At 61.3% G+C, this 23,046-nt stretch carries 23 protein-coding genes; 4 read left to right on the plus strand and 19 right to left on the minus strand.

The features are described 5' to 3' along the window. Positions 1-340 precede the first annotated feature (340 nt). From K0U62_11470 to K0U62_11515, 10 genes are all read right to left on the minus strand, one after another. Positions 341-784 carry a hypothetical protein gene (locus K0U62_11470; protein ID MCH9802130.1) on the minus strand — a complete coding sequence of 148 codons (444 nt, stop codon included), beginning with the start codon at positions 782-784 and terminating at the stop codon, positions 341-343. Beyond that, the gene (locus tag K0U62_11475) at positions 735-1,667 is read right to left on the minus strand and encodes a hypothetical protein (protein MCH9802131.1); all 933 of its coding nucleotides are present in this window, start codon (positions 1,665-1,667) and stop codon (positions 735-737) included. The genes K0U62_11470 and K0U62_11475 overlap by 50 nt, the downstream gene beginning before the upstream one ends. Beyond that, positions 1,667-2,074 (minus strand): hypothetical protein, encoded by a 408-nt coding sequence (locus K0U62_11480; GenBank protein MCH9802132.1) that lies wholly within the window; start codon positions 2,072-2,074, stop codon positions 1,667-1,669. The genes K0U62_11475 and K0U62_11480 overlap by 1 nt, the downstream gene beginning before the upstream one ends. Next, complete coding sequence (locus tag K0U62_11485) at positions 2,074-2,613, minus strand: hypothetical protein (GenBank protein MCH9802133.1); 540 nt, start codon at positions 2,611-2,613, stop codon at positions 2,074-2,076. Before K0U62_11485 ends, K0U62_11480 begins: the two co-directional genes overlap by 1 nt. Next, positions 2,613-2,981 carry a hypothetical protein gene (locus tag K0U62_11490; GenBank protein MCH9802134.1) on the minus strand — a complete coding sequence of 123 codons (369 nt, stop codon included), beginning with the start codon at positions 2,979-2,981 and terminating at the stop codon, positions 2,613-2,615. Before K0U62_11490 ends, K0U62_11485 begins: the two co-directional genes overlap by 1 nt. Continuing rightward, positions 2,981-3,328 (minus strand): hypothetical protein, encoded by a 348-nt coding sequence (locus K0U62_11495; protein ID MCH9802135.1) that lies wholly within the window; start codon positions 3,326-3,328, stop codon positions 2,981-2,983. Before K0U62_11495 ends, K0U62_11490 begins: the two co-directional genes overlap by 1 nt. Continuing rightward, positions 3,325-4,053 carry a hypothetical protein gene (locus tag K0U62_11500; GenBank protein MCH9802136.1) on the minus strand — a complete coding sequence of 243 codons (729 nt, stop codon included), beginning with the start codon at positions 4,051-4,053 and terminating at the stop codon, positions 3,325-3,327. Before K0U62_11500 ends, K0U62_11495 begins: the two co-directional genes overlap by 4 nt. Beyond that, entirely contained in the window at positions 4,050-5,156 is a 1,107-nt protein-coding gene (locus K0U62_11505; protein ID MCH9802137.1) for a hypothetical protein, read from the minus strand. Before K0U62_11505 ends, K0U62_11500 begins: the two co-directional genes overlap by 4 nt. 4 nt (positions 5,157-5,160) lie before the next feature. Beyond that, positions 5,161-7,479: a transglutaminase domain-containing protein gene (locus K0U62_11510; protein ID MCH9802138.1), complete on the minus strand. Its 2,319-nt coding sequence runs from the start codon at positions 7,477-7,479 to the stop codon at positions 5,161-5,163. A 137-nt stretch (positions 7,480-7,616) separates the two neighbouring features. Then, positions 7,617-8,942, minus strand: coding sequence for a hypothetical protein (locus tag K0U62_11515; protein ID MCH9802139.1), 1,326 nt, complete (start codon positions 8,940-8,942; stop codon positions 7,617-7,619). Positions 8,943-9,108: 166 nt separating this feature from the next. Here K0U62_11515 and K0U62_11520 point away from each other — a divergent pair, with 166 nt between their 5' ends. From K0U62_11520 to K0U62_11530, 3 genes are read left to right on the plus strand one after another with little or no spacing between them, the layout of a single operon-like run. Further along, positions 9,109-9,666 (plus strand): hypothetical protein, encoded by a 558-nt coding sequence (locus K0U62_11520; GenBank protein ID MCH9802140.1) that lies wholly within the window; start codon positions 9,109-9,111, stop codon positions 9,664-9,666. Next, positions 9,620-10,447, plus strand: a complete 828-nt coding sequence (locus K0U62_11525; GenBank protein MCH9802141.1) for a hypothetical protein — start codon at positions 9,620-9,622, stop codon at positions 10,445-10,447. Before K0U62_11520 ends, K0U62_11525 begins: the two co-directional genes overlap by 47 nt. Then, positions 10,444-10,959, plus strand: a complete 516-nt coding sequence (locus K0U62_11530) for a hypothetical protein (protein MCH9802142.1) — start codon at positions 10,444-10,446, stop codon at positions 10,957-10,959. The genes K0U62_11525 and K0U62_11530 overlap by 4 nt, the downstream gene beginning before the upstream one ends. On the opposite strand, the gene K0U62_11535 is transcribed toward K0U62_11530, so the two are convergent. The 9 genes from K0U62_11535 to K0U62_11575 form a co-directional block, all read right to left on the minus strand. Continuing rightward, the gene (locus K0U62_11535) at positions 10,942-11,691 is read right to left on the minus strand and encodes a glycoside hydrolase family 25 protein (GenBank protein ID MCH9802143.1); all 750 of its coding nucleotides are present in this window, start codon (positions 11,689-11,691) and stop codon (positions 10,942-10,944) included. The two genes, K0U62_11530 and K0U62_11535, sit on opposite strands and share 18 nt — an antisense overlap. An 82-nt stretch (positions 11,692-11,773) precedes the next feature. Next, positions 11,774-13,696 carry a hypothetical protein gene (locus K0U62_11540; protein ID MCH9802144.1) on the minus strand — a complete coding sequence of 641 codons (1,923 nt, stop codon included), beginning with the start codon at positions 13,694-13,696 and terminating at the stop codon, positions 11,774-11,776. A gap of 105 nt (positions 13,697-13,801) precedes the next feature. Continuing rightward, positions 13,802-14,341 (minus strand): hypothetical protein, encoded by a 540-nt coding sequence (locus tag K0U62_11545; GenBank protein ID MCH9802145.1) that lies wholly within the window; start codon positions 14,339-14,341, stop codon positions 13,802-13,804. Positions 14,342-14,638: 297 nt separating this feature from the next. Continuing rightward, the gene (locus K0U62_11550; protein ID MCH9802146.1) at positions 14,639-15,025 is read right to left on the minus strand and encodes a hypothetical protein; all 387 of its coding nucleotides are present in this window, start codon (positions 15,023-15,025) and stop codon (positions 14,639-14,641) included. Further along, a complete protein-coding gene (locus K0U62_11555; GenBank protein MCH9802147.1) occupies positions 15,012-15,809 on the minus strand; it encodes a hypothetical protein in 798 nt (265 codons plus the stop codon). The genes K0U62_11550 and K0U62_11555 overlap by 14 nt, the downstream gene beginning before the upstream one ends. Continuing rightward, positions 15,806-17,632, minus strand: a complete 1,827-nt coding sequence (locus K0U62_11560; protein ID MCH9802148.1) for a hypothetical protein — start codon at positions 17,630-17,632, stop codon at positions 15,806-15,808. Before K0U62_11560 ends, K0U62_11555 begins: the two co-directional genes overlap by 4 nt. After that, positions 17,633-17,875, minus strand: coding sequence for a hypothetical protein (locus tag K0U62_11565; GenBank protein ID MCH9802149.1), 243 nt, complete (start codon positions 17,873-17,875; stop codon positions 17,633-17,635). Further along, positions 17,872-18,171: a hypothetical protein gene (locus K0U62_11570; protein ID MCH9802150.1), complete on the minus strand. Its 300-nt coding sequence runs from the start codon at positions 18,169-18,171 to the stop codon at positions 17,872-17,874. The genes K0U62_11565 and K0U62_11570 overlap by 4 nt, the downstream gene beginning before the upstream one ends. Before the next feature lie 212 nt (positions 18,172-18,383). Continuing rightward, positions 18,384-20,321 (minus strand): PD-(D/E)XK nuclease family protein, encoded by a 1,938-nt coding sequence (locus K0U62_11575; GenBank protein MCH9802151.1) that lies wholly within the window; start codon positions 20,319-20,321, stop codon positions 18,384-18,386. 121 nt (positions 20,322-20,442) lie between these two features. On the opposite strand from K0U62_11575, the gene K0U62_11580 reads away from it, so the two are divergent. After that, positions 20,443-23,037: a hypothetical protein gene (locus K0U62_11580; protein ID MCH9802152.1), complete on the plus strand. Its 2,595-nt coding sequence runs from the start codon at positions 20,443-20,445 to the stop codon at positions 23,035-23,037. The last annotated feature ends 9 nt before the right edge of the window (positions 23,038-23,046 follow it).

The following is a 23,046-nucleotide window of genomic DNA, read 5'->3' on the forward strand; positions in this document are numbered from 1 at the left end:
ACCTCCTCGATGACCGCTCCGCGTTGCATGGCCCGGAGCAGGGCGCTCTCGATGTCTGCGGCGTAGGCCCAGCACACCTGGAACGGGGGGACCCCCGGAAGCTCCACCCAGGTCTGGTCCCCTTCGCACATGGTGCAGCGGGGGTCGACCGGGCTGCGTTCGTCCCCTGCCACCTGAGAGTACGGCTTGTCGACCGTGCGTCGATCTACGGCACGTCCCTCGCGCGTGCTCCAGGTATACGTGCGATACTCACACGTCTCAGGGGGCTGGTGCGTAGGACCCCTTCGTCGGGTCAGCAGGAGCGCGGCACCAAGGCCGACACCGATGGCGAGAAGCTCCCTCATGCGATGTCCAACCAGTCCGCTGACCGGGGGCGGCACAGGGGCGAGGATTCCGGGCACCCGAGGTCGATGTGGATGTTGCCCGAGGGGTACATGCGGAACCCCACTTTTCGGGAAGTGGCGATCTCCCGTCGCACGTAATCTCCCCAGCCCTTCGCGCTGCCTCCGACCATCTCGATCTGCCACAGCAACCGCTCGGACTGGTCATCGCGCAGGCGCATGTCCACGGCCCAGCCTTCCAGGTGACGAGACGCCTCTGCCCCGCCGACCCTGCTGTTGCATCCACGGGGACGCCACCAGGAGGTGATCTCCACCGGGCCTACGAGCCGCTCGATGAGGCCCACATACGGACGCAGCGCGAGATAGCCCTCCCGGACCGTCGGGGGCACCTGCTCAGGGAAGTCGTCCCAGCGGCAATCGTAAGGGTCTACGGGTAGCCTCACCGCTGCCTCGCCCCGCTTCGACTTCGCCAGCATAGCTCCCAGGACGAAGCCGCCCAGGATGACGAGGCCGGGCCTCACCGCCTTCGCTTTCGCTTCCTCGCCGGACGCACCTTCCGAGGGCGAGCCGGGGGCCGGGAAGCTGGCTGAAGGGCACGTCGAAGGTGGTGCCCTCGCGGTACTGCTCAGGGAGGAAGTGTCTGACAAAGACCCTCCCTGTCGGCGTAATACGAACGGTGCTCGTCCCTGGTATGGGTCGTGAGTACCCCTTCCGGGTCCGCCTGATTATCCGGTCCACCTCCACGAGTCCCAGCTTCTTGAGGGACTTCAGGGCCTTCTTCTGGCGAGCCGAGAACTTCGACACGTCAGGTTGCTCGGGCCCCTTGGAAGGGATGCGGGTGCGTGCGCCTGTCTTCCTCTCGGCTTCCGGGCGGTGCTGAGTATTGTCGTAGAACCCAACCATCGCCAGGATACCTGCCTCGGCCTCGTCCAAGAGCATGTTCGAACGTCCTGCGTTCTGGAACGCGCGCTCGATGATGTCCTTCTTCTGGTCGAGGCGAGTCTGCGGAGGCTTGGGACGCTGTTTCCCCGTAATCGGCTTCGGGGTGACTCTGGGCTCTCGGGGCTCGATCACCTCTTCCGGTGCCAAGAGTGGGAGTTCCTGTTGTTTTGGTCTCTTGGCCAGGGCTGCGGCCACCGGGATACCGAGGTCTGTCAGGCTTACCCGCCAGCGTCCCTCACGAGAGTCGATACTCAGCAGCCCCTTCTTCTCCAGGGCCACGAAGCTCGTCTTGTCCCCACGGCTCCCGGCCTCCCCCGGTGAAGGGTGGGCTCGGTGCAGGACGACAAGGATGTCTCGCTGCTTCGGTGTGAGCGTGATGTCCATCAGTCCCCTAGGATCTCCCTTCGGAACTCAGCGTCCTCAGAGCGCCATGAGTGCCCCTGTGGGGTCCACCATTCAATACCTCGGACCGAACCTCCGGGGAGGACGTCCTTGGACCACCCGGACCTCCCCTCTTCCCAGGGCACCCTCCCTTCAAAGAGAAGCTCCTCCAGATTGGCTGCGTTGAAGTCCTCCCGTTCATCATCAGCCCACAGGTAGGCTTCTTTGCTCCAGTAAGGGTACCCTACCTCGCGAGCATCTCTGTCTCCGACGAACTCTCGGACAGGTTGGATCTCCAGAAGCTCCACATTGCCTCCGTCATCCATCCGAGCAAGCGTCACGCCGTAGGTAGACGCACCTACGTCCCCGGAAACCTGATACCATACATCTACTTTTTCAAAGATATTCATCAGTCTACGATGCCTCGCTCGTTGATGTAAGGGGCTCCGCGGCGGTGCTCGATGCCGTAAGGGACTTCGAAGCGGCTGCCTAGGAGCACTGGCCCCCCCGCGGGTTTGAGGCACTCGGTCGTGGTACAGACCCACATGAACGGCGTGTAGACCGTCATGGGGTTGCCGTCGAGGTCGAGTAGCTCCAGGTCGATGAGACGTCCTAGAGCGATCATGTCCGACGGGTTGGCGACCTTGACCGTCCGGTGGGTCGCGTCCTTCGAAGCTCGTTCCGGGACCTCTAGTAAGAAGGGCCCACGGCCTCCGATCCGCTTGAAATCGTGACGCCAGATGGCGGGCACTCCGTCCTTCACGGTCACGTACGAACACGCCACGCACTCAGCGACCGGAACCGCCTTCTGTTGGTCCAGAATGAGAATGTCCTCGGTCTGGATGGGCGGCGTGCCCCAATGTAGGGCCTCGTACGCCTCGTCGGCTACCGAGATGCCCGCTCTACGCTGGAGCGACTTGGAGAGCTTCTTCTTGCGTCGTGTTGCCATCAGAGTCTTTTGGTGAATTCAGGGAATACTTGACGAAGGGCCATCTCTGTGTACTCGCCCTTGGCGCTGACGATTCCCTTGAGCCGGTCTTTGGACTCACCTGTGCTTGTGATCAAGCCCCTTCGAACGAGAGCTTGGAAAGTCTGAGTTGCTCCAGGCTCTCTCTCGACATAGCCCTCACGGAATTCCTTGCCGGTGTTCGTTGCCTTGGCGAAGAGCATCAGCATGAAAATCTGGGGCTCCGAAAGCTCGACCCGCCCATACCTCGGTAAATCGAGCAAGACACTCCCCTGGTCCGTGACATCGAAGGTTCCGGTCAGTTCTCGTCGAGCACGCCGTCGGCGGGTGGTTCTTCTTCGTGTTGCCATCAGGCTACCTCGTCAATGATGTCGCCCGTCACTCCGTCAATGACGAAATCTCCTGTCGGAGGTAGCGCGTCCTCAATCTCGGCCACGTACTCGACGAACTCGCCAAGAGTGCCATCAGGCTCCTGGGCCACGACCGTGATGATGTCGTCCACGCGCCCGACCAAGAGGCGGGCCCCTCGGTTCAAAGCGCCCTCCAGGCGTCCTAGGACCTCGTCAGGCAACCCGCGGGTGTCCTGAACGATCTGAAGACAGACGTAGCCCTCAGGCGTACGTCGGGCTTCCTGGAGCTTCGCAACGGCGTACCCGGTGCTGGCGACGAGAAAGTAATTGAAGAGCTTGCCGATCATGAGTCGTACCGTCTGCGGCGGGTGTATGTGGAGTCTGTCTCCAGAATGACCTCTCCCTCATCGTCGAGGTCGAAGCCCGGTGTGTCAAACCCCGATTCCTCGTAAAACGAGTCAAGCTCGGCGATTGCCGCTTCGGGGTCCATCTCTTCGTAGGCCACCTTCTTGTAGACCTCGCACGGAGTGCTGGCGAGGATCGCTGCGGCGTTGGAGACAGTGATGGGGGCCTTCTGGTCTTTGCGTCTGGTCTTTCCATCGACCTTACGCCAGCGCCAGTCTGCTACCGCCTGCCCTGCGGCAGCACAGTCGTTGACCTCGGGGTAGTTCGACTGAATCGAGACGTCCCGCATATCCCGCCCGCGGCGAGTCGGGGACTTGGCCGTGAACTCGGTCCGTGTGCGGCCCATGGAGATGGTGTAAGGAGCATCAGACTGGGCGAACTCATCAGGGGACGTTTCCTCGACCTTTACCCAGACACTCCCGTCCTTATCGACGATGGCCTCGTAGGCGTCGCCTCGCTCGTCAATAAGCGTAGCGACGCTGTTCCCCTGCCCCGCAAATACGAGGGTGTCTTGTCCGACGCCTACCACCGCCGCCCCAACAGGAGCGTGGGGCGGGAGGTCATCAGCAGAGGTCACGGTGTGGAACGCGTTATCTGCACGCGCGCCGCGGTCTGACTTGAGGATCATGTACGCGGCACCAGCCACTAGCCAGGGGGTCAGGTTCACTTCTTTCCTCCCAAGAGCAATGCGGCGGCTGCAATACCAGCGACAGCGAGTCCGACGCCCCTGCCTGTGTCTCCGTCTCCTGGCTCGCCTTCAACCTCGTCACCTGCCTCCGGGACAATGTCCCCAGGGGGGTTATAGGCTGGCGGGGGGACATAGGTGACATCCGGCTCGGGATCGGTCGCCGGCCCAGGATTCCAATCCAAAGTCGGGGGGTCGAAAGCCCCCTCGGTCCACCAGGAGAGGTCGATAGCGTTGCCAATTCCCAGGATTCGGCGAGCCGTCTCGCTGCCCAGGTCCTGCAACGTCCTAAGTGCAACGTCTCCGCGAAGGAGACTGCCCCCTACTCCCGTAGAGAAGTCCGGTGCGTAGACCGCGACGCCTTCGACTCGGTGCTGCCGGAGGCCGACGCCTGCCGCCTGAAGATCCTCGCCCGTTGGGACACCTGCGATAGGCCCTTGGGTCCCTGGGCGGTACCACTGGTCACCTACGAAGTGGCGGAAATTCTGGGAGATATCACGCGGGCTCACGAGGCCCCCAAAGAACTCAGTCCCGTACCCCCACCGACCTCGGTTGCCTCCTGCTAGCCACATGCCTGTGAATCGGTGGGTTCCCCAGAACGCTGACTCCGGTGGAAGAAGGTCCAGTTCCGTAATGCTCGGGATCTGCGTCGAGCACCACCGGATGTGTAGGCCGTCCTGCCCGTTGAGGACAAGGTTTCGCCAGTACAGCGGTAGGTAGGTGACGTAGCGCTGTCCGTCCGGGTAACGGGCTACTAGGAGATAGCCTCCTACCATGTCTCGCCATCTCTCGGAGTCGATGTGAGGCCCTAGGACCCACGCCTTCTCGGGAGTGCGGTAGATGTCCCCCGTGTAATCGTTCCGCGCCCGCGCATCGGGGGAGGTGACGATCTCGGTCCAGTCCTGGAGAAGCGTCGGTCCAGAACGGAACTTGTCCGCAGAGATGCGGTCGCGCTCAGCCGCGGTTAGCCCGCCTTGGGCGTCCATGACGAGGCCCGAAGGGTCAGGATGGATCTGCCAAATGGCAACCTGAACGCGCTCTGCCCTGAATGCTTCAATCTCGGAAATGTTATCGACGAGGCTCATGGTCCTACTTGTTGAGGAGGTAAATGGCACCGAGGCCAGCAGCAACTGCGAGGCCAGTTCCTGCGGCGGAGCCGGATTCCCCGGAACCGCCGTAGCCGCCGTCTCCGCCTGGGGTGCTCTCCGACCAATCGGGCGACTGCTGGTCAGCCGCGTCAAAGATGGGGAAGTTGGTGGGAAGACCCGCCTGATACCGCATCAGGCCGTCGTCGAAGGTCCCGAAGGGGGCTCCGAAGTAGGTCTCCACTGGGCGGACTGCTGACTCGCGGTCCACACCAAAGGTCTCCTGGAAGCCCCACCAGAAACGGTTGACGTCGATGGGCAGGGCGTTCTGGGTCTGGTGCAGACCGCCCATCCTTCCGTTCTCGACAGATACCGTTCTCACAGCCTCGCGGCGACCGGGGTCGTAGCGTTGCTTCACCGTCGAGATGCGGAGTGTGATGACCTGAGCCATGACCGAGAGGGTCAGTCCGAGCTTGAACTCTCGGAGACGTGCGCCGGAGGCTGCACAGTGCCCTCCTGCGATGCACGCGTTGCTGATATCGTTCACCATGCGGATGAGCATGTCGATCTGCTCGCTGCCCTCTTGGACGATGCGGAGCGTCGGTGTCACCTGCGTGCCGCAGGTATAGTTGATGCCCTTCGTGTACCGGCAGCCGTCCATGAAGCCAAACGAACTGCGAGCGAATCCGATTTCCGTGTATTCGCGCGAACCGAAGCCCCAGTTGTACATGCTCTTCAGGGTCGGGCCACTCGATGTCTGCACCACGTTCAGGTGGTTCTGGTACGAGGTAGTCCGTACAGCACATCTCCATGGGCCCCTGCTCGGGGTCCCGCGAGTCGCGCCGTAGTTGCCTGACGTGATGGTGACGAACTCCTGAATCCGCTGGTAGAGCCAGATGTTCTGGAGAGCCGCGTCCAGGGAGCTTCGAGGGTCCCCGCAAATCTCCTGGCAGAATACCTTGAGACGCTGGTTGGCGTTGAGGGACTCCCGCTCAGCCTCGCGACTCTTCCGACGCGAGCGGAACACTGCTGTCAGTGTGCAAGCAATGGCGACGGCGGCTGCAACCACGACGTTGACGACCGGGATTGCCGCAGTTGCTGCCGCAGCCGTGATGGCTCCCGTGGTCGAGAGTGCTCCAACGGTCGATGAGGCGATGGCCGCCGTTGAGCCATAAATGGCTAGTCCCGACTTAGCGACCCTGCCCGCTGCGTTGTTGCCCGTATAGTTGGCGTAGATGCCCGCGCCTGTGACGACACCGTTCTGGATGAGAGTAGGGGCAGACTCAGTGCCCGAGAGCCCTGCGGCCTGCTGCTCTTCCCGGATGTCTCGGATGTTCTGGATCCCCGTGATCCCCTCGGAAAAGAGACGGTCGCCTCCATTGGCAGTCGAGCCTCCGTAGCCGACCTCTTGACCGAACTCGTACATCGCCTCGTTGACCGCTGCCACTTCGTCGATGAATTTGCCGCTGTTCGTGGTCGATTCCCCAGAAGCGGCACGGGCGTCAACCCCCGCCTCCCCCGTCAGGTACTTGAGCGCGCCCGTCTTGGTTGCGCCGCGTGTCGAACCCATCTGACGGGACGCTCCCATCGAAATCGGCACGTAAGGTGCATTCAACGAGTTGGGGGCCCCTACCTGGATGCCGCTCGCCATTCGCGCGCGGAGGGCGAACGGGTCGGTCCCGCTCATTCGGCTGTTGTCGTACATCCCGCCGCTGCCAATGGAGTAGGTCTGCGCCGGGTTGCTGGGGTTATTGGTGAACTTCTGCCACCTCATGAGCGCCGGGTCCCAGATGAACGCAGCTTGTCCAACGGGAACACCCTTCATCTGCACGGGCTTGTTGGGAATCCCCCCGTACGGCTCGTCCTTAGACAACTCGTAGAAGCACTCGTCATCGGCACAGTAGCCGATCGCGTGGACAAAGGAGCCTTGGAAAGGCTCCGTACACACCCCTGCAAAGAAGCCGTTCAATCCCGCGGCTCGGCACAGGGTGGCGAATAGGAGCGCGAGGTCATCGCAGTCACCTACACCGATGCCTCCGAAGCGGAAGTCACCAATGACCAGTCCCGGAGGGAGCGTCGTGTAGGGGCCCTGAAGGATCTCGATACCGGGGCTTTCTTGACCGTACCGGACATTCTCCGTGATCCAGTGAGCGATACGGCTCGGACCGTCTCGGAAGATGTTGTCGGTGTCGCCAATGATGGCCATTGCCAGTCCCCTGATAGGGGCGTCTGCCGCGAAGCGGTAGGCCATCTCATTCGCCGTCTTGACGTGCTCCTCTGGGGTCATCGCGGCGTCGGCGAACTTGTGAGGCATTGATCTCATCGGCTGGCTTCAGGAGAGGGTGTGCAAAGAGCTACAAGAAGGGGGGTCTTTTAACTCCGATTCCTAGTTATCAGCCCCGCTTGATTGTCACAATCCCCCTTCCCTCCCGTTTCCACCTAGTCAGAGGTCGGTTGCCCCTAGATGGGCTCCAAAGTTAGTCCCTGGACACGTCCTTCGTCCTCTTCTTCGGAGCCGCTCGGACCACTGCTGCTGCTGCCGCCTCCCCCTCCTGTCAGGAGCCCTCCCCCCAAGAGATTGGGTAGGAGCCCTTCTACGAGTTTGTCGAGGGAAGACTTCTTCTCCTCCGGCTCTGGAGTCTCTGGCTCTGGCATCCCCAAACGGTCGCGCATTAAAGCGTTGGGGTCGGCCCCTATCTCCTTCGCGAGCGGGAGGATGGCCTTCAAGTCCTTGATCTCCTGCGAGAGCCCGCCCTCGGCATCCTCCGGCTTGAGCATCTGGGCAAGGATAGTCACCTCGTTGACCTTGGACTCCAGCATACGATTTTGGTCCTTGAGGTCGTCCCGCTCGTCCCGGATGTCCTCCAGCTTCTCTTCCAGGCGTTCCAGCTTCTGCCGGTGCTCGCTTGTGAGTCGCCGCTCTTCTGTCTCCCAACGGGTACGAGTATCCCGCTCCAGGTCCTCGTACCGCTCGCGTAGGCGGGTGCGGTCGCGCTCCAACTCCGAACGGAGCGCCTCCTTGTCCTGATAGGTCTCGTTGCGGAGGCGGTCGTACTGTGTCTGGGCTATGTCGTACTTCTCACGCCATGTCTGAGCATCCGCTTGGGCCTGCTTGACCTGGGCCGTGAGAGTGGTGGACAGGATGCTCTGTTGCATCTGGCTGTAGTGTTCTGTCGAGGCGTTGCGGTCGTCGAACACCCCTTGGAGCTTGTCGAGCATGGTGGTGCTCTGGTCCCGCAGACTCTCAACTTGCGCGCGGGACTCCTCCTCGATACGTGCGGCACGCTCCTCAGCTAGCCGGATACGTTCTTCCGCGGCCTCCTCCGCGATACGGACCCGCTCTTCCGCCGACTCCTCCCGCTCTTCCAGACGCTCCTCGTAGATTTCCTCCTGGCGACGGAGCATAGCGTCTCGCTCTCGGGCAACTTGCCTCTGGCGCTCGGCGTCGTGCTCCAAGAGCTTGGCGGGCATTGCGCCACCTGCCTCCTCTGTACCGCTGCTGCGGTAGTGCGACGTACGTGCGAGCAGCCCTGCCATCGCGCGTCCTGGCATCGCGGCCACAATCTCCCCTCTGCTCGGGAGGTAGTTACCTCGCTCGTCGATGCCAATGACCTCGAATTCCCCGGAATGGCCGTTGGCCCGAAGCTGTCGCTTCACGTCCTCCTCCGTCTCGTACCCGTAGAAGCGGTCGATCTTACGGTCGCCCTGCCGGATCTCAATCCGATGGACTTCGTCGTAGTCGTACCATGAGAGGATGGGGTGTTGGTGATTCTCGCCTCGGCTCATGCGTCTAACCTGGGGGTTTGCTGGTTAAATCCACAGAATAGCACAGGAAATAGCACCTGCTCAACTGCTCCGGGAACTCGGATTGTCAGGAATCAGTTTACATTTCTGGCAACCCATGTCAATCTCTCCCGACAACTTCCTCCCCCCAGAACGAGGCCCTAGGGCAATGGCAACAAAGATGACACCTGACCAGCAGGAAGCCTATTTCCAAGCTGAGATGCAGCGCGTCGCAGCCCTTATCGGCGCGGCGCTGCGTGACTGCTGGAATTGGCACGTGGAGCAGTACCTGGACGACCAGGAAACCTCCTTCACTCCTCCCGACGTCGTCAAGTCTGAGGTGAGCTTCGCCGCTCTAGGCGACTTCGGTGCCAAGCTGGTGCTGAAGCACACTGGTAACCGCATCGTATTCATCCGCGCTTCCGGTGCTCTTACCGGTTGGTTGCCTGAGACTATGATGTTCCTTGTCCCCCCGGAGAAGATCCCCACATGGAAGAGTGCCATCCTTACCGAACTCGGTGAAACCGGGCAGGAACTCTTCGCGGACTGGAACGACATCCAACAGCAGAAGAGAGGCGGCGCGGAGGACTCGGAAATGGCTGCGTTAGAGGACGTATCGGGCGTCTCGCTTGAGCCTTTGGACGACTTCCCTGTGGTCGAGGTCGCTCCTCGGCGCGCGTATGAACCTGCTGCTGCTGCTGCTGACGTCGAGGGGTCTGATGCGTAGGCTAAACCCCATCCTGTTGGACGTTCTCTACAGGGTCGGAGCCTACCCGTTCGATGACATCCAACTGGAGCCTAACGACAGTCGTCCAGCGAACGTCTGGGTGATCACGAAGACCCCGCTCCCTGTCTTCATCGCAATTCACGGGAATGGGACTTCTGTAAGCGCGCTTGTCGCTGAGCTTCACCGCATTCAGAAGTCCCTCGACAAGCATCACGGCATTGAGCCTTCGGGCTGCTGGGCTTGGTGGATTGTCGCGCACTGCGAGAACACACACTCGCGCATTATCTCGCGCGAAATGCGGGACATGAACCCGAAAGAAATCGCAGTCGGTCTGAACTCCTACGCCTTCATCCCGTGGTTCGACCCCCCGGACGATGCTGACAGCATCTACGAGCCTGGGGCTAAGTTCTCGACAGAGCTACTCCCCGCCTCCGAACTGGAGATGGACGACGAGGGGCTCTATACCTCTCGCGATTGGGAGGACGCCATCGAGGACCCCGATGCCATGGATGCAAGGTTCGCGAAGTCCCTGGGTCTCGACATCGAGGAACATGGCGATGGGGCCAGCTTCGACAACGATATCCCAGTGTTCGACGAGGACGAAGACGGCGAGCTAGGCTTTGATGGTGCTGATGATGGCGATGAGGGCGATGAGGGCGATGAGGGTTCTGAGGAGGATTCCGAGGAATCGGACATCGATTCTGATCATGACCCAGATCATGACCTAGATCATGATCCTGAAAGCGACATCGTCCCAGACAGCCCTGAGGACGGGGTTTGAGCTACACCGTCATCGGCATCGATCCTGGTATCAAAGGCATCGGATTCGGTGTCGTAGACGCTATGACGGCTGAAACCATCCAAGGAGGCTTCATACGGCGTCCTGCGACGGGCCCCCGCCGCGGGGCCGAACTCTGGCACAAGCTCGCCCTCCAGACCCTCGCGATCATCGACAAGCGTAACCGCGCCGACGTGGTCGCTGTGGAAATGCAGAGGAGCTACCCTCACAGCCCCGTAGACCCAAACGACCTCATCGAAATCGGGATGTGTGGTGCCTGGGTTGCCGGGATTCTCGCGACCAACTGCGCTAAGGGGCTTTGCTCAGTGATGAACCCCCCCGCATCTACCTGGAAGGGTCAGGTGCCGGAGGCCATCATGGCAGAGCGCATTCGAAGCAAGCTCACCGCACAGGAGCTTGCCCGGATTGACTTCCCCAATTCCAAGAAATTCCAGCAGGATGTCCTGCATGGCATCGGTATTGCAAAGTGGGTCGTGCTAGACGGCGGGTATTAGCAAGTCCTGTGCCCAATCGGGCAAAATCCGCGCTCCTGGGTGGGATTTCAGGATTTTCGTAACAGATTTTCGTCTTGCGACATTCAGGTCTATAGGGCCTTTGTACCCCGGCAATTTGCCCTTCTCGGTCCACTGGTGGATCGACCACTCTGACCAAGGCTCGGGGATGCGCTTTGGGCCCGTCGCTGAACCGTGATACCAGGGAATCCACAACGGAAACCTCTCCAGACCTCGCTCGCGTAGCGCATCTGGTGTGATCTCGTCACGCAGGAAGTAGTACCCCGAGTAGATGCCTACAGGGTAGCCTACCGTAGCGCACCTAACACAGAATTCTTCCAGAAAATCCGCTAGTTGATGCGCTGTGAGGCGCTTTTTCGGGTCCAGGACTTCCAGGTCTGCCCAGAGCCCCATTGCGGGGTAGGGTAGCGCACTCACGTTGTCGAGAAATTGCTCTGCCTGACCTCTCGCAGCAGCCCTCACGTCGTCGCCCTGCGCTAGCTCCGCATTGTATTTCGGGAGCCTGGGGCGCATGAACGCGTAGTAGCCCAGGAGCACTCCTGCGGCCTCTGCGCGCGATGCGTGCTGGTCAGCCTTGTATAGCGCACCTCCGATGCCTTCGGCGGCCTTCAGGATGGCGTAGCGCACTCCTGCGGCTCGAAAGGCTTCCCAATCGATCTCGTTAGGGGTCTGGTGAGCCGATACATCGACTCCGATGATAAGGTCGTCAGACATGCGCTACGTTGGGGTTGGAGGAGTAGAGAGTGTCACACGCGGATTTCGGGGAATCAAGGTCCGCAGGGGTCTTCTCTACTTCTCACGCTGCTTGCTGGTCATCCCACACCTCCATCTTCTTGTTGCTCGCGTCCTTGCTCCACCGCCGCATGAGGACGTACTCGCTCGTGATGGGCACATCAGGGATCCACTTCGCCATGCCGCGGGTCATGCAGCGGTCAAGCTCCTCGCCTTTTTGCTGGAGAGTCCAGCGCTTCGACGATTCCCTGGTTTCGATGATGATCTCGTCATGGATGAACAACACAATGCGACTCCCATAGAGCGGGCTCTCCGGGTCCCAACACGCCTTCTGGACCTCCCACAGAGCTTCCTTCGCGCCGTCTGCGGCGAGCCCTTGGAACCACGTGTTGCAGAACCGGGTGTACGTGATGTTGCCACGCACGCGCCCAAGGCCCTGGACGATCTTCAACTGCCGCGGCTCGGTCTTCGACGCGTTGCTCGCGTCCTGGAAGTAAAGACGCATCTCGCGCCACTTCTTCAGGAACCGTTGCTTGAGGTCCTGGGCCTCCGCCTCCGTAATGAAGACGCCGAAGTTGGCCGCGTACTCGACGAACGTACGGATCCCTAAACCACCGGGGAAGCCGAAGTCGCCTACCTTCGCGAACTGCCTACGCTCCTTCACGGTGGCGTCGTCGGCATCCTTCAACCGCTGGGCCTCCAGGTAGGAGATGGCCATCAGTTCGGCGGCGAAGTCCAGGTGTAGGTCCTTACCCTCGATGAGCGCGTCGCGCATGTCGCTTGCGCCGAAGCGTCGGAAGGCAACCTGAGCTAGAGACCTCATCTCCAGGGTGTCGTAGTCCGACCCTATGAACACGCAGCCTGGGCGAGCGACATAGCACTCGCGCAGACCTCCGTCGCGGCTGACCTGCTGCACGTTCGGGCCAAAGGCGCTCGTGCGTCCTGAATCGACGAGGACGTTGTACCGGCTGTGGACCGTGTTTGTCGGCAGGTCCATCAGAGGGTCCAGAAAGGCCGTCAGCAGCTTCTCCGATTTCCCGGACTGCCCCAGGGCCACCAGCCCTGCATGGTCCGTACAGAGCTTCAGGATCTTGCTCTTGATAGAGAGCTTGCCGCCCTTCGTGGTCTCAACGAGGTGTTTGGCCCCCTTCTTCACGATGTAGGCGGACAACTGGTCCCGGATCTCCGCCTCGTTCTTGGAGCCGTTCGGGCGAACGAGCCCGTGTTGCTTCGCGATTTCCCGGTAATTGGCGAACTCCTCCTGCGTTTTCTCCCTCAGTGCTCTGACCCGAGGGCGCTCTGTACGCACCCCGGTCACGTGCAACTGGTGCAGGACAAAGTCCGCGCGGGTCTGGTGCTCAATCTCGGCAATGAGATTCGGCTCCTCGTCCCGCGTGCGTACCATGTACTGGGCACACCGCATCCGGGCGGTTTTCATCTGCCGGGTGAGCTTCTTCAGGATTTCCCGGTAAACGTCCCTGGCCCACTCCACGTCCAACATCGCGTACTCACGAGCGTCCGAGGGCCAGACTCCGAGCGGTACCCCGTCTAGTTGGCTGTACTTCAGACGCCAGACGTCGCCTTCTTTCCAGTGGCTCACGTCCTTGCCGAGGTGCCGTTCCACTAGCTTGGCCAACCCTACCTTCTGGCGGGGTATTCCCTTCCCGATCTGAAGCAACCGGGCCATGACCTGCACGTCCTGTACCCGACCCGCCTCGTAGCACTGCACCACCAACGGGAGCAGGCTCGGGCGAGCGGCACAGGCGCACGTCATGTCGAAGGCGATATTCGCCCCAATGAACACCACGTCCGGCTCGCGTAGCCACCCTTCCAGATGGTCTAGCCCCTCTTCCCGTAGCCACAACGAGATACCCCCCGTTGATCCGTCCGACGCCCAGGCGGCGAGGGACACAATGGGGGGTGCCTTGAGGGTATGGGTTACTAGGTGCGTCTCTGTGTCAAAAACGACGTAGCGGGTTCCGCTCACCAAGGGTTGCCTCAAAGGTGGGGGCAGGCGAACTCCCGGCCCCCGTCGCGGGGGGACGACGTTAAGGGGCCGGGAGCCTGGGGCAGGCCGGGGTGGGCCTGAGTCCTAGAACGGGATCTCGTCGTCCGAGAAGCTGCCGTCCGATTCCGCGGGTGCGACCTCGTACCGGCTCCCGGCGCTCGTCGTAGTGACGACCGCCTGCGGCTCGAAGGACTGACCTTCCGTGTAGTGGCTCCACGTCATCTTCGTGAACGGACGTCCGTCCCTCGTCTCCGAGGCCGTGGCCTGACAGACAACCTTCTTGGTCGCGAGACGTGTGCCGTCACCCTCGACGGCGGTGTCCATGACCTTCTTCGTGATCTTCTCGTGGGCCACTTGAGCCACCGCTGCCACCATCGCCTTGATGTTGACGAGCGTGATCTCGCCCTTGTTGAAGAAGAGGGGCCAACCCATCCGGGTCCCCGGAGGACGGTCGGCACGGGTAGACGACTCGACCGTGAACTCGGAGACGAAGAAGTCCCCCTTTCCCTTGCGAGACGAGGTGCCGACCAGCATGCGGTCAACGGATAGGACGTAGTTCCCCGGCTCAATGTAGGGCAGGGACTCGGAAACTGTGACATCATCGATGCCATCGAATGCGGACATAGGTGCTCTCCTGTATTGGTTATTCGTTTTCGTTATGACGGTGCCGGAATGTCCGTTCCGAGCACCAAGAGCAGGGACGACTTTAGAGACAGGATTACGTGTCTGTCAACACCTTTGTTACACTGCTCTGGAGAGCCTTTGGGATCCTGTGGGTGTTGAGCCCTCTAAGGTAGTCCAGAGCCTTGTTTTGGACCCCTGCCGCATTCGGATAATCGGTGGTCGCGGACAGGATAACCTCCAAGGCCCCTTCCCACTCTACAGCAGTCGGACGTACCGATCTGCCATCTGGTTTGCTGCTCATCGAGGAGGCCCCTTGCGGCGGGTGCGGGCATCCTGTGCCCGCCGTCGGCGGTTGGACCGTTCCACAGCGCGGTCCCAACGGCGGCGGATGACCTCGCCTGCCATCTTCCCCAGCAGTTCCCAGCCATCTGCCGGAGGTGTGACCTCTTTCGGAGCTTCACCGCCGTCCTGGGCGTGGTCAACGAACTGCATCGCAGATTCCACGGAATTGAAACGGCGAATCAGCCCGCGACTGGTCCTAATCCACCGCTTCCGGCCCGTGCCTACCTCGATGCACCAGTAGAGGTCCAGAAAGCCTTCGGTGTGACACTGCCAGATATAGGCCCCTCGATGTTCGAAGGGCTGGGCATCATGGAACTTCTTGACTTTCTCAGAATCGGACATCTTCTCGCCTCCAGACCATCATCCAGGTCTTTGGTCCCGCTTGCCTCCACACCGCGCGTACCGTGAAGTCTCGGGCACTACTGTAGACACCGTCCTCTCGTCGGACGATGGCACCTGCTTTCGACTCGCTCCACGAGCAGAAGCTAGCCTTGGGGTTGATGTGCTCTACCCCCGGCTCGCTAGGCGTGTAGATGCTGACGGAGCCTGTGAGTCCGCGCACGCAGCGATATCCTGGTGCCCACACCATCTTCCAGGCTTGCTGCCACGTCTCTCCTGGGGTGTTGGTCGCGACGACCGTCCCCTTATGGGGTGTTGCCCCACTGCGGAGCTTCCCGGCGTTCGGACCTGCTTGTTTCCGACGGGCATAGGCTTCCCACTCGATGCGGTCGCCGGGTCTCAGGGTGGTGAGGTCGATTTTGTCCCCCGTCACCGTCACACAGGTGTTCAATGGCTCCTGCGAGGGTCCCAGGTCCGGGTCATTGGGCAGAGTGGCAAGTTCGCCAGGGGCGGGGATAGCTGGGGCGGGGATAGCTGGGGCGGGAGATGGAGCGGATTCCACGGAATCGGGGTCGGGATGTGCGAGCACCTGCTCCACGACCTCCAGCCTCGATATCAAGCTCTGCACTGCCGGGAGCTTGAGACACAGAATCGGCTGGTCCTGCCGGGTTATCAGCGCGGTGCCTGACCTCAGGTTGACGACAAAGCCGTAGTCCCCATCGTGCAGGGTGATTCGCCTCAGCCCTGGCCATTTCTCCAGAATGTCAAGTCCCTTCTTATTGCTCATTTATTCTTGCCCTGTTGTTGCTTCTGCTTCGCCCTCGCCACTGCCTTCTTGGACCCACCCTTGGTCCACACGGCGTAGGCGAGCTTCTGCTTCTGTCCCTGTGTCTGGAAGATGTACTTCGCGTCCCGGATGGCGTTCTCCAACGCCTTGTTGAAGAAGAACGTGTGCCGGTACACCGTCGCGTGGACCTCGTCCGACATCTGGCCTGTCCGATGGGTACGTCCAAGAAGCTGCTCCCACGCAGCCCCCGAGGCAGGTGGCGCGAGGATGGTCTGATTCGCGTACGCCTGGAGGTTCTTGCCCGTACCGTGGACGGCGATGGATGCCCCGATGACGCTGGGCGCAGTCGGATTCCGTGGAATCTCGTCCCCCGCGCCGTAGCACCGGATTCCCGCCTTCCTGAGCGCGTCCTCGATGGCATGCGAATCGTACCAGAGGATGACCCCCTCGTTGGGATGCTGGCTGCGGGTCCACCGCGCCCATGCCACCGCGTCCTTCACCAGGAAAGGGTCAACCCACCGAGCGATGGTCGGGGGCTCCGGGCGGTCACGTACCGCTTCCCATGCCAACCACGCCTTCTTGGCGACCTCGTTCTTGATCCTACCGTCGATGATGGCGTTGCGAACCAAGAGCGGGGAGTCCAGCCCGAGGTTGTTGTTCATCAGGTACTTGCGGACCACTCGGTTCCACATCTTCCGGGCCTTCAGCCAGACATAGTCCGGCTGGCCGTTGGGCCACTCCCACTCGTAGTAGAACCCTTGTGATAGTTGCCTGCCGATGCGTGCCAGGGCCATCGGGTCGCTGATCTCATCTCCGTTAGGAGCAACCCAGGTCATCTGGAGCTTCTGAATAAGCGACTGCACCTTCGGAGGCGTCGGGATGTGCCGCTCGTGAATGTAGAGCGTTGAGCCGATGTCCTTCTTCTTGGTAGCGACAACACCGGAGGTCTTGACAAGGCGATAGCGGAATGCCTTGCGCGCGTTCTCTTCGGAGAACTTCGCCTTGGTTCCCGCGATACCCTTGAAGAACGGCGCGAAAAGACCCCAGTCGTTCTTGGAGCCCTTCGTCGTCGAATCCAGGATATTGGCGAACGCGTTGAGCGTCATCCAGTCTCGCGGAATCGGGGAGCCTCCGCGCAGTGACATCGACGCGAGGTGCGCGTAATCAACGACCGAGCGGTTGGTCAGGGTTCCGCTCATGGCGCAGAACTTACAAGCCGGGTTCGACTTCAGGTACTCAATGACCCGACGGGTGCGGGCGGAGTGCCTGTGTCTGAGGTAGTGGGCCTCGTCCGCAATGATGAGGTCGGGCTTGTACTCCAGGAGCATCTCCCGATTCTTGGGATTCGACAACTCCGCGTACGAGATGACTCTCAGCTTCGAGATGTAGAAGTGCTGATTGTACTCGTCCCACATGTCCTGGAACTGGTCCCTCATCGCAGCGGGGACCAGGAGCACAGGCCGTCGCGCGCCCAGGACCCTTGGGAGCAGGACCGAAATCAGCGTCTTGCCGCTACCAACTGAGATGAGCCCCAACAGGCCCTTGGCCTTGTGCGCGTGCCAGAGCGCGGAGTTCTGGATGGGGAAGAGCTTCATCTGCCCGCCTGGGCGACGTAGCTTCACCGTCAGGTCCGGGACGTGGCCGTTGTCCTTGGGCAGGGCGAGGATGCGTTGGATCTCGCTCCGCTTGTGCTTCTTCGTCGCGTCCGGGGCCTTCTTGACCTTCTTCCGGGTCGGTAGCGGCTTGCCTGGGCGCGGAGCACGGGCCTGAGTCGCGTCAGGCGCGGTCTTCGGACGCTTGGCTGTGGGCTTCGCGGGTACCACCTATCTGACACCCCTCGCGTGCAGCTTTGCGAAGGCATCTGCGCAGTTCTCGCGGATGAGCGCGGCGAGCAGGTCTCCCTGTGTCACCCCACGGCGCTCGGCTTCTGCCTTTAGGGCTGTCTGGGCTTCCGGGGTAAGCCACACGGTCTTTGTGTTCTTCTTGTCTGTCATCAGGTTCTCCGTCTTGAGCACGAGCCGGATTCGGTTTTCGCCCTCTGCTGTGATCATAGCGTGCCGCGTCATTCTTCTAGCCTTGGCCGCTCGGCGTACTCCATCGCCCAGACATCGCCCCACCACATATCGGCGCACGTCTGCCTGGACGGCACACTCTCCCATCCTGGGCCGGATGCGTACACAAACCCGCCATAGTGCCGGCTTTCACAAACTCGCCACCCAAACGGCAACGCCCCCGCCATCATGGCCCAGAACTCGACGATGACCACGGCGCGCATGTCGCATCGGTAGCCGAACTCATCCATTTTGGACACCAGCCGATCCGTGTCGAACTGAACGTGGACCTTCGCGCGTGAATCTTTCATCGTCTCACCTCGCACGCTTTCGGCCACAACTGATCCACCTTGCATGGCGGCGGGTCTGGGAGTGACGAATCAAGCAGAACGAACAGAAAGACCGCCAGAGACGCCCCAACAATCACGCCCGACGCCAACCCGGCCCAGTACTCGCCCAGATCCGAACGTTTGACAGTCATCGAATCACCACTGGACCGATTCTTGGGGTCGAAGGTCATGGTTCAGCCTCGGATGATGGTGCGGGCGTGGGCCAGGAGAAAGTTCTCGACCCACTGGTAGAGTCGCTGGCCATTCGCGGAGTTGGCCTGGACGACGGGAATCTTCTGCGCGGCGAAGGCGTCTTCACATGCCGCCGCGATCTTCGGAATGAGCAGGTCCGCCGCCTTCATGAACCCCTTGTTGTAGCGGGGCAGCGTGTAGTGCGTGCCCAACTCGGCGCTGGCCTCCTCCCCCGCTGCCCAGGCGAGACGCTCCAGCCGGATGGTCTGGAACGAGCCGGAGAGGTCCGTGGTCATGTCCGCGTCGAGCAGGAGGATGTACCCGTGCGTGCGGAGAGCGTCGCTCACCTGCGTCGGCGTGTGGGGCGGGAGCCCCTTCGGAGGAGCGGGGGCCTTCGGTGCCTTCGGAGGAGCGACAGCAGGAGCCGGAGAGGTCGCAGGCGGCGGGGAGTGGGGCACTTCGGAGGTGCTCGGGACCTCCTCTGCCAGCTTCTCCATGATCTTCTTGATGGTGCCCTTGCCGATGCCCTCCAGCTTGAGGGCAAGGAACTGCTCCTCTCCCCACGTCGCTGCGACCTCCTTCGTGATGACGGAGCCGAAGGCGGTGTTCGCCCCTTCGATGCGTGCGACCCAACGAGTCGGGTAGCCGGTCCAGTCGGGCGGGGGGATTTCAACTCCGTCGAAGATGGATTCCGTGGAATCGGTGTTGGGCAACTCCGGCGGGAGGGTATCGCACTCGAACCACTCCGACTCGTACTGTTGCGCCCCTTGAGCAGCGGGCAGAGCAGCATCCTCCGGGGTCTCCGGCTGAAGCTCTCCCTGCTGCTGCGCGGCAATGGCCACCGTGTTGGCCTCCGGGTCGGTCGCGGCGACCATCTCATCGAACTCGGCCTCCGCCTCCGGTGGGAGGACTCCGACCGTCAGCGGTTGCTCGTCGGAGTCGTCTTTTGTCAGGACGCCCGTGTCTTCTGGGAGCCCTGCCGTCGGGTCCGGGGTATCGCCGAAGATTTCGTTGAAGAAGTCGTTGTCGTCGGGAGTGGTCATGGTTGTTGTGTCTCCAAAGGGGGATGCTGCTGCTGTTGGTGAGGGCTTGGCGGCAGAGGCCGCCTCAATACCTGCGAAGGGTCCGGCTCTCTTCTTGTCCTGGTACCATTCGCAATGCTGCTGGTGGGCGCAGCCGCCGAACTTGTCGCACGCCTTGAACGTGGGGTCACCGTCGGGGATTACATCGCTCCCACGTGCGTCGATGATGCGGTACGCCTGCCGCTGCACCTCGGTCATTACTGAGGTCATGTCCAGGCGCGAGAGGCGCGACTCCGTGGTAAACGCTCGGCGTTTGAACGCATCCGTGTTCCCTCGCTTCAGGTAGTTGATGTGCTGAACCTTCACGGAGCCTGTTGGTTCCCACGCGCCGGGCAGTAGTCCTGCGTCAGCGTACGTGGCATAGAGGCCCATCTGAATGTCCTCGCGCAACTGCTTCTCCCCGAGAGCCCATCGAGCGCTGGCGCGCGTCTTATGGTCTCGGATCATCTGCTCACTCAGGGAGTAGTCGAGCAAGTCAATGAACCCCACGTAGCCATAGCTGTCGAACACTGGATTGTACGACAGTCCGACGTGGTCGAACATGCGGGAGAGGGAGGTCCTGCACTCGACCTCGACAAAGTAGTCGTGGTCGAGGAGCGCGGTCTGGGGGTTGGGTAGCAATCCGGCGTCGATGCCGATGCTCACCAATTCCATACAATCGGCCCGCGACCGTTTGCCCTCCAGGTACTCTTCGACCTGGGTCGAGTGCTGCTTACCCAACACAAGAGCGGGCGACTCGTCGATGGGCACAAGCCGCATGACCTTGTCGTAGTACCACTCTCTAAGGCAGCGTTTTGCCTTCTTGGTCTGGCTCGCAGAGATCCACTGCTCATACTCGGAAGCTGTGTCCGGTGTCATGTTAAACTTGCCTCTTGCACGTTTCGAAATCGTGGTGCTATTTTGCATCTCCTTACGAATACGTCAACACTCACTTTACAAATGATGGCAAGTACGGGGCTAGTGTTAGAAATGGGGCAAAATGGTTGATCACGGGCATGTATATCGCGGGTACAAGATCATCGGGTGGAGCAGCGTTAAGAAGTGCCGAGAGGACTTCAAAGCTGCCCAGGAAGCCGGGGACGCCGATGGGGTGAGGCAAATCAAGAGGTCGCTCGGGCATAGGGTCCCCTTCGACGACCTCTTCAGTCAGCGGTATCAGTACGACGCGTTAATCGCCCCCTATTTCATTGAAGGTTTCAAGGCCGCGGCTATGCCTCGGCTCACGGGCACTGCACAGAATCAAGACGCTGTCAAGATGGGGTCGGTGTGGGTGGATATCGACAACCCTGGTCACCAGTCCTGGGACTCTGCGGAGGTCGCTAAAGCCTTCTGCGAGGGCCTGCTCGCCAAGCTACCTGGGAATCTCTCGACAAACTGCTACTGGTATGCAACGCGCGCAGGCATGCGCCTAGTATGGAGGTTAGTAGACCCCGTGAAGGCCAAGCACTGGCGCTCGTGGTCAACTCAGTTCCTCTCCATGCTCGCGATGGACTTCTCCATCGACGCCGACCAATGCTCCGTCGAGTGGTCTCGCCACTACCGTCTCCCCCGAGTGCGTCGCGACGGTGTCGATCTCGACCTCCCCTGCTGCGAAGTAGGTCACCAGCAGGCGATCATATGGACCCCTCCCGAGGACCCCGCCTCTGCGCCTCACATCGTCCCGGAAGGCGCGGACCCAGATCAATGGCCTCGAACGGCCCCGGAATTCGACCCTAAACGAGACGTCTACGCCAAGAAGGCGTACAGTGCGGTGAAAGACTCCTCCTGGTACGACAAACTCACGGAGGCACGCCCTCTCGGAACACCGGGCGAGCGGCACCACAGCATTGTCGCCTGTGTGAGCTTCCTCGCGGCAACCCTCCGGTGCGAAGACCCTCAACGTCTGTACCGGCTCGTAGCTCCTGCTGTCCTCGCAGACACCTCCTCCGATGCGCCAGGGCTCCAGGCGCTCTGGGATGTGTGCCGGTGGGTGGCCGCTCGGCAGAAGGCAGAGCGGTTGGAGAACGAAGGTGTGCGCCAGAGTCTCTTCAACAAGCTCCGACAACAGACCCGGCAACACGTCCAAGGCCCCGCCGCCCCGGAGAAGGAAGAGAGCCCTGATCCGCTCAACGAACTCGGAATCCAGGGAAAAGGAGAAGGGACTGGAGGAACCCAAACAGCAACAGCAGCTAAATCCCCCAGTCCCTCCTACAACCCGGTCAGCGACGACGTCCAACAGCGTCTCGTGCTCATCAAGGAGTCCGCTCACTATGTGCTGATGGAGGACACGGGCGAATACTTCGGTCCCATCCCCCGCGAGCAGGTCTACGTCGCGCTCCGGCAGGTGAGCCCGAACCTGCACGACATGTCCTACACGCCCAAGGGCAAGAAGATACCCATCGCCGCGTTCCTGGAGATGCACGCGCGTATCGTCGCGTCCGTCGTCGCGCGCATCGGAGAGCAGGGCATCTGGTACAACCCTGCTACCGATCAGGTGGTCGAGGGCATCTGCACCCTACGCGAGGACATCGGGCCGAAGCACGATGCCGACGTGCAGGAGTGGCTCAACAAGCTCGGTGGGGCCAACTCGGACCGCTTGCTCGACTGGTTGGCCACCGTCACCGACCTCACGTGGCCAACATGTGCCCTCTACATCGAGGGTCCTAAGTCCATCGGCAAGGGCATGCTCGCCTCCGGTGTGGCGTCACTGTGGGGTTCCAAGCCTGCAACCTGGGCAGACTTCACGGCCTCGTTCAACGACCAGTTGGCCAAGGTGCCTCTGGTCTGGGCGGACGAGAAGATCCCGCACGACCGGTTCGCTGCTCAGGACCCGTCCATCATCCTGCGGCAGATGGTCGGCAACAGCAGCTTCACCCTACGTCGTAAGTTCCTCCCGTCTCAGGCGGTCAGCGGTGCCCTCCGGTTCCTGATCACCGCCAACGATGGTGAAGCCCTCCGTCTCTACGAAGAGTTGAACCGGGAGAGTTACGACGCTGTGGTTGAACGTATCGGCCACATCGAGGCTCCTCGGGACGCTGCTGAGTGGTTGGAGCAGCAGGGAGGACGTGCCTTCACAGAGGACTGGGTCACCGGAGACCGGATTGCTGAGCACCTCCTCTGGCTCCGGGATACCCGGCAGGTAACGCGGGGGTCCCGGTTCATTGTCCCAGGTTGGGAAAGCAGCCACCACGTTCACCTCCGAGGAGGGTCGAGGACGGGCGGTGCGATCCTCGATTCCCTGGTTTCGACGCTCTGTGGAACAACAGCGTCAACCCCAGACGGTATTTGGGTCGGAGGCGGTCAAGTGTTCATTACGCAGAAAGGGGTCGAATTGCTCCTAAAGAGCAATTTCGCTTTCACTATGCCAAGCAAAAAACTCCTCGCGACGACGTTGAAAGCGCTCGCAGATGAGGAGGGAAGGCTCTGGGAGGCCGCCACAAAGACCCGGTATCGGGCAAAACTGCTCGACTCGTCCCTCCTTTTGTTCCACGCGGAGAGGATTGGAGAGGACCCCGAGGTCTTGAACGCCAAAATTCAGGAGCCTTTACCTCCAGGACTGACCTGGACCCCTGTCTCTGGGAAGGTGCAGAAGTGACAAAGTGGG

This window comes from Actinomycetes bacterium (genome assembly GCA_022599915.1).
GTDB lineage: Bacteria > Actinomycetota > Actinomycetes > S36-B12.

Excerpts from the sequence above, each read along its gene's own strand:
- K0U62_11475 (MCH9802131.1), bottom strand. The coding sequence starts at position 1,667 with ATGGACATCACGCTCACACCGAAGCAGCGAGACATCCTTGTCGTCCTG.
- K0U62_11480 (MCH9802132.1), bottom strand. The coding sequence starts at position 2,074 with ATGAATATCTTTGAAAAAGTAGATGTATGGTATCAGGTTTCCGGGGAC.
- K0U62_11485 (MCH9802133.1), bottom strand. The coding sequence starts at position 2,613 with ATGGCAACACGACGCAAGAAGAAGCTCTCCAAGTCGCTCCAGCGTAGA.
- K0U62_11490 (MCH9802134.1), bottom strand. The coding sequence starts at position 2,981 with ATGGCAACACGAAGAAGAACCACCCGCCGACGGCGTGCTCGACGAGAA.
- K0U62_11495 (MCH9802135.1), bottom strand. The coding sequence starts at position 3,328 with ATGATCGGCAAGCTCTTCAATTACTTTCTCGTCGCCAGCACCGGGTAC.
- K0U62_11505 (MCH9802137.1), bottom strand. The coding sequence starts at position 5,156 with ATGAGCCTCGTCGATAACATTTCCGAGATTGAAGCATTCAGGGCAGAG.
- K0U62_11510 (MCH9802138.1), bottom strand. The coding sequence starts at position 7,479 with ATGAGATCAATGCCTCACAAGTTCGCCGACGCCGCGATGACCCCAGAG.
- K0U62_11515 (MCH9802139.1), bottom strand. The coding sequence starts at position 8,942 with ATGAGCCGAGGCGAGAATCACCAACACCCCATCCTCTCATGGTACGAC.
- K0U62_11520 (MCH9802140.1), top strand. The coding sequence starts at position 9,109 with ATGGCAACAAAGATGACACCTGACCAGCAGGAAGCCTATTTCCAAGCT.
- K0U62_11525 (MCH9802141.1), top strand. The coding sequence starts at position 9,620 with ATGAACCTGCTGCTGCTGCTGCTGACGTCGAGGGGTCTGATGCGTAGG.
- K0U62_11535 (MCH9802143.1), bottom strand. The coding sequence starts at position 11,691 with ATGTCTGACGACCTTATCATCGGAGTCGATGTATCGGCTCACCAGACC.
- K0U62_11545 (MCH9802145.1), bottom strand. The coding sequence starts at position 14,341 with ATGTCCGCATTCGATGGCATCGATGATGTCACAGTTTCCGAGTCCCTG.
- K0U62_11550 (MCH9802146.1), bottom strand. The coding sequence starts at position 15,025 with ATGTCCGATTCTGAGAAAGTCAAGAAGTTCCATGATGCCCAGCCCTTC.
- K0U62_11555 (MCH9802147.1), bottom strand. The coding sequence starts at position 15,809 with ATGAGCAATAAGAAGGGACTTGACATTCTGGAGAAATGGCCAGGGCTG.
- K0U62_11565 (MCH9802149.1), bottom strand. The coding sequence starts at position 17,875 with ATGACGCGGCACGCTATGATCACAGCAGAGGGCGAAAACCGAATCCGG.
- K0U62_11570 (MCH9802150.1), bottom strand. The coding sequence starts at position 18,171 with ATGAAAGATTCACGCGCGAAGGTCCACGTTCAGTTCGACACGGATCGG.
- K0U62_11575 (MCH9802151.1), bottom strand. The coding sequence starts at position 20,321 with ATGACACCGGACACAGCTTCCGAGTATGAGCAGTGGATCTCTGCGAGC.
- K0U62_11580 (MCH9802152.1), top strand. The coding sequence starts at position 20,443 with ATGGTTGATCACGGGCATGTATATCGCGGGTACAAGATCATCGGGTGG.